Source organism: Niallia endozanthoxylica (assembly GCF_008710145.1).
Lineage (GTDB): Bacteria > Bacillota > Bacilli > Bacillales > Cytobacillaceae > Bacillus_BD > Bacillus_BD endozanthoxylica.
In genome coordinates this window covers 1-10,470 of sequence record NZ_VYKL01000050.1, presented here as the reverse complement: position 1 = coordinate 10,470, position 10,470 = coordinate 1, and the positions used below count along the sequence as shown (strand labels likewise).

Annotated in this window: 8 protein-coding genes and 1 riboswitch; of the genes, 5 read left to right on the top strand and 3 right to left on the bottom strand. The window is 36.4% G+C overall.

Annotation, left to right across the window (positions count from 1 at the left end):
• Positions 1-495 precede the first annotated feature (495 nt).
• A riboswitch (cyclic di-GMP riboswitch) is annotated at positions 496-581 on the bottom strand.
• 38 nt (positions 582-619) lie between these two features.
• Positions 620-790, bottom strand: coding sequence for an aspartyl-phosphate phosphatase Spo0E family protein (locus tag F4V44_RS24770; RefSeq protein WP_150442685.1), 171 nt, complete (start codon positions 788-790; stop codon positions 620-622).
• Positions 791-1,471: 681 nt separating this feature from the next.
• Between F4V44_RS24770 and F4V44_RS24765 the strand changes: the two genes are divergently transcribed.
• From F4V44_RS24765 to F4V44_RS24745, 5 genes are all read left to right on the top strand, one after another.
• Entirely contained in the window at positions 1,472-2,266 is a 795-nt protein-coding gene (locus tag F4V44_RS24765; RefSeq protein ID WP_150442684.1) for a CPBP family glutamic-type intramembrane protease, read from the top strand.
• Positions 2,267-2,281: 15 nt separating this feature from the next.
• Positions 2,282-3,184, top strand: coding sequence for a heme ABC exporter ATP-binding protein CcmA (ccmA, locus tag F4V44_RS24760; RefSeq protein ID WP_150442683.1), 903 nt, complete (start codon positions 2,282-2,284; stop codon positions 3,182-3,184).
• Positions 3,184-4,011, top strand: a complete 828-nt coding sequence (locus tag F4V44_RS24755; protein ID WP_150442682.1) for an ABC transporter permease subunit — start codon at positions 3,184-3,186, stop codon at positions 4,009-4,011. The genes ccmA and F4V44_RS24755 overlap by 1 nt, the downstream gene beginning before the upstream one ends.
• Positions 4,012-5,143: 1,132 nt before the next feature.
• Positions 5,144-5,341: a hypothetical protein gene (locus tag F4V44_RS24750; RefSeq protein ID WP_150442681.1), complete on the top strand. Its 198-nt coding sequence runs from the start codon at positions 5,144-5,146 to the stop codon at positions 5,339-5,341.
• 153 nt (positions 5,342-5,494) lie between these two features.
• Complete coding sequence (locus tag F4V44_RS24745) at positions 5,495-6,829, top strand: SpoIID/LytB domain-containing protein (protein ID WP_150442680.1); 1,335 nt, start codon at positions 5,495-5,497, stop codon at positions 6,827-6,829.
• A 402-nt stretch (positions 6,830-7,231) separates the two neighbouring features.
• Here the strand turns inward: F4V44_RS24745 and F4V44_RS24740 are convergent, their stop codons facing one another.
• Together F4V44_RS24740 and F4V44_RS24735 are read right to left on the bottom strand one after the other, a co-directional pair.
• Positions 7,232-8,908: a hypothetical protein gene (locus F4V44_RS24740; RefSeq protein ID WP_150442679.1), complete on the bottom strand. Its 1,677-nt coding sequence runs from the start codon at positions 8,906-8,908 to the stop codon at positions 7,232-7,234.
• Between the two features lie 82 nt (positions 8,909-8,990).
• Positions 8,991-9,863 (bottom strand): hypothetical protein, encoded by an 873-nt coding sequence (locus tag F4V44_RS24735; protein WP_150442678.1) that lies wholly within the window; start codon positions 9,861-9,863, stop codon positions 8,991-8,993.
• Positions 9,864-10,470: the final 607 nt, after the last annotated feature.

The window sequence follows — 10,470 nt, the reverse complement described above, 5'->3', positions numbered from 1 at the left end:
TATGCTTCAATAAATACAAGAAAAAATCCTCCGATACCAGCTGCTGCCATACGAATCATCTCATCCCGCCATTCATCTGTATTGTTACACTTTTATCCCTATTTTTAATTTTATAATAAAAAGTGAAATTTCTCTATATGCTATCGGAATAAAAAATGCTTAGAAACACGGAGACGGCTCTCACGTTTCTATTATGATAGTCTTGGTATGGATAAATTTTATCTTGAAGAAAAACAAAGAATCCCCGCAGAGAATAAACTCTACATCGTTTGATTGATTATTGAAACGGCAGAACCGCCCCCATGTTTCACCTTTAGATAGTGACTGTACTATATGGGCAGTTTTGTTGAAGAAGCTGGGGAACTTATCCAACGGTCTTTTTTTCGCAATTGACCGAAACCTTGAAGTAGAAGGCTATACTTTGGAGATTAACAGATGGATTTGAGTACTCAGAAGAAACAGAAGGATAGAGAAAGGTGAGTTTTGTAGATCATTTTATGCAACTCGGCTACCATGACAATGAATGTGTTAGGCCCGTGGCTTTGCGTCTTTTACTTTCGTAAAATTTGCCCTCTAAAATGATAATAAGAGCCATTGTTGAATAGGCGGATTATATAGGTCATTTGGATGCCGCTTTTTGATGTTGATTCAATAAAATATCTAATTCTTGACTAAGTTTGATTGTCTCGGGGTGGGTAAGTCCCTTCATAATTCCTATATTAATCATTTGGGTTCTCAAGGTGTCGATTTGATATTCTAGGTCTTTCAGAGATAAAACTTTAGTTTTCATCATAAAACTCCTGTTAATCTGTAACAAAATCCAAAAAATAAGGCAATGAGACCCATTATAAACAAAGCTTCATAAAATAGTAATGGTTTCGACAATAAAAGTGTTTATTCGACTAAAAAACACAAAGAAAAAATATATTTCCAAGTATTTAATAGAAAAACTTTAACCACCTTGTAAATGTGAATTTATTTTTAAAGAACTATCTTTGATACCTAAAAGCCAAGTAACGATTTGTTTAAACAAAAACGTCACATGAGCTTCTCGAATTCTTTTTCTAGGAACGAATGTAATTAATAGTAACGAAGCAACAACCCAAGAGGATATTTCAATTCATTTTTCTAGCTTATTATTCATTAGCATTCACCTATAGGATAGGTTGGCTATTGCTAAGGATTTTATACTCTAACCTTTATGCCGTTTGTTGCCCCTTTCGATGAAAATATGAATACAGTCATGTAATCTACGGATGCATGACTGGAAAAACGGTAATGCTTTTTTTATTTAAAAGAAATTCTTATAGTAAATAAAGGGATTTAAGATTTTTATATGGAATACATATAATGGTAAATTTTACCTAAGTAAAACGTAAGGAGGTAATTAAAAAGGATAATAAGTAATGAAAATCTATTAGAATATTGAAACCTTTAGGGATTTAGGATTATTTTTTGAAGGAGGATACAGATGAGAAATAGGAAATTTGTTAAAACCTTTTTTATTTTTTTACTTATCGGCTTTATTGGAATACTCTCTTATGTTCCATCCCTTATTCCGTCTCTTAAGAAGCAGCTGGAGACGGTTCCGAATGCGCCCGATTTGCCATTGTCGGTTCTAGTTCCGCTTTCATTAATCAATCCATTCATTCTGGTGATTATTGCGATTGTAATCGGGATGCTGACGGCTCCAAAAGTAGAATTGAAATCCTATATTTACGATTGGATTCATCATCAGAAAACGGGCCAAAATACAACATCCTTCAAATCCAATATTGGTTTAGGCGTTATTTCAGGAGTTATTTTGGCAATGTTTTTCGTTGGTTTGGAAATTCTCCTCCAGCCTTATCTACCTGATGTATTTAAATTGACCCCGGAAGCAAGGAATTTATCGATGACGTTTGGCGGTATCTTTTATGGAGGGATAACCGAGGAACTCATGCTCCGGTGGGGAATGATGTCCTTCATTGTCTGGAGTTTTTGGAAACTGTTTCAACGTTCGCAGCCTAGACCGAGTTCTGCTATTTATTGGGTCAGTATCATCCTAAGCGCTCTATTGTTTGCGGTCGGTCATTACGGAGCAACCGCTATGGCGGCACCGGTCACAACCATATTATGGATTCGAATGATGATATTAAATGGATTAGGCGCTATCGTTTTCGGGTGGCTTTTTTGGAAAAAAGGCCTTGAAATATCATTTATTTCCCATGCCAGCTTACACATTGCCTCCACCATTTTTGTACAAGTTTGGTTTTTAATATTCTAAAAGGGATTGTGAAAAATGAATCATTTTATTAATGTAGAAGGTTTGTATAAATCATTTGGTCAACAAACAGTATTAGAAAATATAAACTTCAAGGTGAAAAAAGGAGAAATCGTTGGGTTATTGGGTCCAAATGGGGCAGGAAAAACGACCTTTATCCGTATTTTGAACGGCGTAATCAAACCGGAAAAAGGGTCCATTTCAGTAAACGGCATGGATCCTGCCACAGAGGGAGATGAAATTAGAAAAATATCTGGCATTGTGACGGAAAGCGCCGGACTGTATCACCAGATGAGCGGAAAAGAAAACCTGGAACTATTTGCTGAATTATATGGGGTAACAGATCAGAATAGAGTGGCTGAGCTTCTTAACCTGTTTGATTTGAATGAACATCAGGATAAACCAGCAGGAAAGTATAGTACCGGAATGAAAAAGCGGTTGGCCTTGGCTAAAGCGCTGTTGCATAAACCGGACATTTTGTTCCTGGATGAGCCGACAAATGGATTGGATCCCGATGGAATTCAAATGGTTTTATCCTATCTAAAAAAATATAATCAGGAAACAGGAACCACCATTATCATTTGTTCACATGTCCTGCATCAATTGGAGACCATTTGCGATTCATTTGCTTTCATTGAAAAGGGGACGATAGCTGAACAAGGAACTTTAATACAGTTAGAGAATAAATATGTTCAAAACGTCACCGTGAAAGTGAATACGACATTTAAGCCGCAAGAAAAGCAGTATTCAGGATTTCCATGCAGGGTACTGGGGGAATCTATGGTAGCTTTCGATCTGCCTTCTAAAAATGATATCCCGCAGCTGCTACATAGCTTGCTGAAGAATAATCCGGTTTATTCGGTTACAATCATGAACAATGATTTACAGTCGATTTATTTCAAGGTAAGGGGGAATGATTAATGGGTACTTCTATGAGTAAAGCTCTAATAAAAAAAGATCTTAAAGATATTTTCAGAAGTAAAACATTACTGGTAACCATGATTATCATCCCCATTCTGTTTTCGGTTATTTTCCCTGCCATTGTGTTGGGAGGCGCCTTACTTTTTGATGCCGAAAAAATGGCTGGAGAGGATGGACAGAAACTAATTGATGCTTTTCTCGCTAGTACAACGGGTGATGAATTTTCTTCTTATACACTTGAACAGCAAATCATTTATATGTTCATTCATTTCATGCTTCCAACCTTATTTTTATTGGTTCCGATTATTACAGCCTCAACAGTGGCCGCTAACAGCTTTGTTGGCGAGAAAGAAAACCGAACGCTGGAAAGTTTATTGTTTTCACCGATTTCCATTAAAACGTTATTTCTGAGTAAGATAGTAGCCTCTTTACTACCGCCATTATTTGTTTCTGTCATCAGTTTTGTCGTTTGCGGCGTCATTATTAATTCTTTAGGGTATCCTTTGTTTGGCGAGCTAATCTTTCCATCGGGTAACTGGGTAGCGTTAATTACCTGCCTTTCCCCAATGGTTATCTTGCTAACGGTGCTGCTGAATATTTTCATATCAGCAAGGGTGAAGACGTATCAGGAAGCACAGAACCTTGGCGGCATTATCGTTCTGCCTGTCATTGCTATGATGATTGGTCAGGTGAGTGGACTGTTTTTATTAGGAGTGCAGTTAATCCTCTTGATTTCAGCAGGAATATTAATGGTAAATCTGGTGTTATGGAGCAGAATTTCAAAAAATAATGACAGGTATGTGTTATTTGAAAAGCAAATTCATTAAAGATATAAAACTCCTTTTTCAATGAATAAAGGAGTTTTTCTTAGTGGAAATAATTTAGTGGATTTTTTCATTGCGTATCGAAACTATCATCATTAGAGCGAGGCTGTTTTAATTTTCAGTAATGGATTGAATATGAATCTCCCTAGAGCCATCCTACCTGATATTAGCATCAAGCACGCCATCCTCTACCTCTAATCCAATCACTTTATTTTCAGCATGTATATGTTTTGATTTTATGATCCATTTCATTTTTTTATCTTTTATATTTCTCCATATGGAGATGTAGTCTCGGAGCGTCCTTTCATGTATCGTATCCGCTAGTCATTCCATTTATCCTTTTTCGCTGATATTATTTTCCAAAATAAGTAAAAAACTCATTTAGCTGACAGTAGAGGAAAGAATAGAAATAGTATAAGTGAATGGAGAAAGCACAAGAACATGGTTGCTAATTTATTTAATCAATTATAGGAGCTATTACTATGAAAATGATTGATTTTATTTGGTGTTTCCTATAAAGAAATAAATAGCTCCTTTGAAAAAAATTAAGAAATGACAGAGCAGAGGAATATCCTGTTTAAGAGATTCGAATAATAGTTAAAGACGGAGGTCTTAATCTTACCTTCATGCATTTATCTTATTTATTCCTAAACAACAACTGAAATGAAATTTACGCTAGTTAAGATCAAATACACAGTTAGATTATCCAGGTGTTACTTTACATGAATCTAGATGGTTTTGGTAAAAGAAGTCAAACAACAAAAATGAATAGAAAGAAGGAATACATATTTTATACAGAAGATTATTAGTTTGTTTTGGAACTGTCCTGTTACTTAGTCATCTTGTCAGTGTCAGCGTAGCTAGTGAAACTGAACCATTTTCAGTTGTTGAGAAGGAAATCGCCTATGAAAACTCTAACAGTTGGTCTAGCATCCCTTCATTATGGGTTGAATCTAGGAAACAAGATTTAATTGCGTTTCTTTCTAACCCAGAGAATGAAAAGAATAAAGTAGGTCTTCTTACAATAAAAAACGCGAGGTTAATCAGTTCTAAAGAATTCTCAACCGAAGTCTCACAATTATTTCCTAATGTTGATAAATTAAAGAGTCAATATGGAACGGTGAAGGTTTACTATTTGGCAATCAATTATCAAGTACATCAGGAGAGTGAATTTTATCGTAATGGAATTAATTACATGCTGGCTATGGTTGTACAAGAGAATAATCAATGGAAGCTAGCAGAGATGTCCGTGGCCCCTGTTGATATTATTGTCTCGAAAGGAATTGGTTTCGGAACGGACCATGAAAAAAAACGGGCAGAGGAAATGAGATAGGTATTATTAAATCATATAGTATGTTTCAAGCTTTAAAGCACTCGAATCATCTTGATTCGGGTGCTTTCCACATTTGTTCTAAATGAATACTATTGAACATAATATAGTAGTGTTGTAATAAAGAATGAGTATTAAGAAAAAGCAGGTGATGATATGTACTACGGATATCCAGGGTATATGTATGATGCAAGGCATATTCCACAATTATATAGAAACCCTTATCCAAATGGAGCTTATGGACTGGGATATCATCAACCAGGATATATATGGTATCCAAATCAATCTCTACAAAGATTTGAAATACCAGGAACTTATCGTCATGATATTTCAACACTGAGGCAAACTGACCCGTTTTCTGTGATAAGGGAACATATACAGGCACAAAGTACAAACGATTGGGAGACGGTTACTAAGCTCTGGGTTAATGAGGATAAGAAAGCGTTTGAAGCCATAGTGGAATCACAAGAAGGCCGGCAAAATGGGGAAGGAATGCTGGCAATTGAAAATGCGGAGATTGTAGCCAGTAAGCCCATGTCTGAACAACTTGCAAGTGCCATTGGGAATTACGATTATTATAAAGATAAATATGGAGAGGCCCAAACCTATTATGTAGCTGTCAAGTACAAAGTGGAACAGGATTCTGAGTTCCTTCAAAACGGAATCAATTATTTAGTGGCTACAGTGGTAAAAGAATCTGACCAATGGAGGATGGCGAGCTACTCGAATGCACCTGTAGATATTGTCAGTGCTAGTGGGGAAGGGTTTAATACAGTTGACGAAGGAATAGCCATCGCAGCGCAAAAAAGAAGAGAATACGGCGGAATGATTGTCAATAAGGAGGGGGCACTGCTCTCAATCAATACAACGAAGGAATATCTTCCCGAGCTTGAAAAACTGATTGAACAGCCATCGCTGGAAAGTACAGTAATGGGAACGCCGAAACAGTTTGTCAGAACGCCTCCTGCTACGATTAAAGTGTTAGTGAAAAATAGACGAAATGGGCGAGTTGGCAGTGTATTAACGCTTAGTTTTTACGAGTATATCAGACATGTCTTGCCAAATGAATGGGATTTGAGATCTTCTTCTCATGCATTAAAAGCTGGAGCATTGTGTGCAATAATGTACGCTTGGTTCTTTGTAAGAACACCTGGTTTTCCCTTAGTTGGTGCACATGTATCTGATTCTACTGATTATCAGGCTTGGATTAAAAACACACCTTTGGAAAAAACAAAAATTACAGATCCACACGTTAAGAATGTGTTTCAGGAAATAAGGATTGGGATGTATAACGAAAAAGATAATTCTCTCTTTCCAACACAATATAGGAGTAATGGGTATAATATTGATTGGAAAGGAAGTGGAATCGTTTCACAAGCTGGAACAAATCGACTTGCAGGAGAGGGGAAACATTTTACACAAATACTTGACTGGTACTATTCTAAATCCTCCAAACTTCGAGGCGGGAAATTGGGATTCTTTAATTATTAAGTAATATTAAACCGAGATTCTTCAACGAGTAACGTACATGTAAGATATGATTAAATTCTATTCTATTCTATTCTTATTTGTCTTTAATAGACCCATTCTTTAACCTTTGACTGTCAATTCTCCTTAATTTTTTTAAAAATAAAACACATCATCACTTAGTGGCATTCTGTCATTTAGAGAGGATGTGTTTTTTACTTTATAAGTTCCGATTCGTTGTAATAAAATGGTAAAAGGGAGTCAGAGTATTCGGAGTATATAAAAGTAATATTACTTACAATAACAATTTCAAATATCAAAGGAACGGAAAGAAGAAGATAATTCTATTCAATACAGAAATCATCTTCTCCATGTGACTTGACCTTTATTAAAAATGTCCTATAAAAAGAGTCCGCTTTATGGCTTTCACTCGATGATCTGAGATAGAACTCTTCCGGTTTTAGCATCAACAAAGATATCCTTACCGCTTAGCGTGACTTTCCATGCCACCGGCAGCTTATCTTGGAATTCCTTAAAGGAAGCAGACCAATACACCTGTTTTAAATCTTCGTATTTTGGCGGGGATAATGTTTTCATATTTTTAATAAAAAACTCTTCAGCTATCTTTCTCGCATCTAGTTCATGAACTGGAGGAGCCCCAATTATTTCCTCTTTTGATGTCACTTCTCTCCATAGTCTAAACATATAGGAAACACCATTATTATCTACTATTACTTTAATGGAGTCACCATAATTTCCGTCAACGGGCACCGATTCTACACGATTTTTATAAACGATGGTATACGAAATAATATTTCTGTTTGTTTCAACAGCTCCTGATTCGTATTGTTCTTTGACCTCTGCCACATATGCATTAGACGGCATTCCTCCACCCTTTGTTTTTACAAATTCCTCGGCTGTATGGACCGCACTTTCTTGTGTGCCATTAAATTTTGTACGTGCTCTTGTCCCTTCATAAATCATTGCTTCCGTAGGATAAACATATAAATTCGATTGTCCATCTGTATAAACATGTGCATCAAAGAAATTATTCCTGGTTAAAATAGCCCTTCCTTTTAATAAATTTTGGGCAAGGCGCTCAACATCTAATCTTTGATGTTGGACCTTGACATCATATAAGGAAGGCAATTCAAATGCGGCGTGGTGATGGTGTCCATGGTGGTGTCCGCTGATTGGTGCCTCCACCGCCGGCATCGGCGCCGGTATTGGCTGGTCAATGGGTTCCAGCTTAATTTCAATGGTTTCTAGCCCTTCTGAGCTAATACGAACAATATCATCTAGCCCAAGTATATCCTGCGTTAGACCTGATTCAACCCCAACCATGTAATCATCTATATTTCCTCTGTGACTAACGACCGCCCAGGGTTCATCGTACGTGGTATTGACGTATTCCCAAGCGTCTAATATTTTCATTGGAGCAATTCCGCCTTCCCCGAAGCATTTAGCTAAAAATTCTCTAATAATGAATTTGTCTTCCCGATCCTTAGAGGGCTTAGTATATCCAAAAATATGATGCGTCCCATTACGTAAAAGCCGTCCCCACTCTGTGACATTTAATACGCTGCAAGTCATCATGAACATAATTTTAGATTTGGTTAACTGGCCAATGTCCTTCCAAGTCAATATTTTCCCCTTTGGATAAAGCGGAAATTCGCCTTTATCACTTCCATGACCAGTATGGAACATGATATCACTTGTTTTTCCAGCGAGAACGAAATCTTCTTGGGACACATGTTCGTCATAATGTTCAATATCTATTGCCCATCCTTTGTTGAGTAAATACTTTTTAAATTCTGCTGCATCTCCATTATCCAAAGGATGGGCCCAATTCTCTTCATATTTACCTACTGCCGTAATCGAAATGGTTCCGGTTCTAGGCAGATTGGATTCTACGGGATCATCATTCTTATGCCTAATAGGTTGAGCCTGATACGATGACTGAGAGGGAAGAGCTGGAACCATGCCTAGAGCAACGGGAACCCAGATAATATAGTGTGGATAGGGATAACCGCAAAAATAGCGTATAAACCATTGCGGAGATGAGTAATTATACGAGATTGGATAAAAATACCCATTATTCATTTTAACTTTAACTCCTTCTCATAGAGAACTTTTTTATGCAATGAAAACTCACTGCTTATTTTTCTTGAAAATTAAATAGGGACTATTTTAGCGGTGAAAGAATAGTACCTGTTTCGGCATCAACAAAAACCTCTCTTCCGCTTAACGTTATTTTCCAAGCCAAGGGCAAAGATTGTTGAAACTCCTTATAAGAGGCAGACCAGTAGACTAGTTTCATTCTTTGGAAAATGAGTTGGTTATTTATGTTCAACACGGTTTGAAAGTGCTGTATCGCAGCTTTTGTTGCCTCCTGTTCATTAATGAGGGAAGGAGTCATTTTCAATTTCTTAGAAATAATGTTTCTCCACATCCTAAACATGTAGGGAACTCCACTATTATCTACAATCACCCTAATAGAATCACCTGATGTACCATCAATTAATATCCCATCAATTTGATGCTTGAAAATGACCGTATAGGCTACTATCCTTTGGGAGGTGGTTGCTAATGTATCATATTGTGGAACCACCTCTGCAATGAAGGCATCAAGCGGCAGTCCTCCTCCTTTTGTTTGCACAAATTCCTTTGCCGTTTCAACTGCTTCCGTTTGCGTCCCTTTGTATTCACTTCGGTCCTTTTTTCCTTCAAAAATGATAGCAGCTGTCTCATAGAAATATAAATTCGATTGTCCGTTTGTATAGATTGTTGCTTGAAAAATGTCACTAAACTGATGGGTTAAATTTCCCTTCAGCAAGGACTTAGCTATTTGTTCCGCATTTATTGTTTCATGTTTTACCTGAACATCAAATAAAGATAAAGCAGAAACTTCACTTAATCCTGAGATGGGCATAACTCTATATGGAATAATAGAATTCCTAGCGAAAGGATTCCTTTGAAACAAAAAATGAAGGTATGGGTAACAGTGACAGTAGTGAAATAAAGGGTAAGCCCGATACCAATTCTTGGATTTATACATCACAATGACTCCAATTCTTTTGTCATCTTCAGTAAATGACAGTATAGATATTTGGTGATAAAAAAACGTAAAGTGATGATTACATATTATTCAATATGTGATGTAATGAGCAAGTCTAATGGATAATTAATCCTAACTATAGAATCCATTTGGATTGAACTTTATTTCCAAGCAACAATAATTGCTTGGTGGCCATCTGAATGGGATTTGGTTGTTGGCGAGCTTTTGCCCGCTAATAATCAACATGCGTAGGTGAAAGGTGACATGTTCAATAACCGTATGTTTACGACTTTTCCCAATCTACTATTTATTATCATTTTCGTTGTACATGAGCGTATGTGTTTCCAAAATTCCTGAAATTTTAAGCTCTTGGTATGTAGATTAAATCATGGAAAAAAATCAATAGACAAAGCTATCGTTCACAAAATTGTCAGAGAAAGATTTCAAAAATGTGAAAAGAGTAACAAGGTTATCTTTAATTCAAGATAATGTAGTACAATCTATTTGTGAAGTAATTAACATATTAGGAGTGGTAGTAATGGTAAAATGGTTAAGAGAAAATCATGTTTCTTCTATTATTCTTACTATATTTAGATTGTACTTAGGA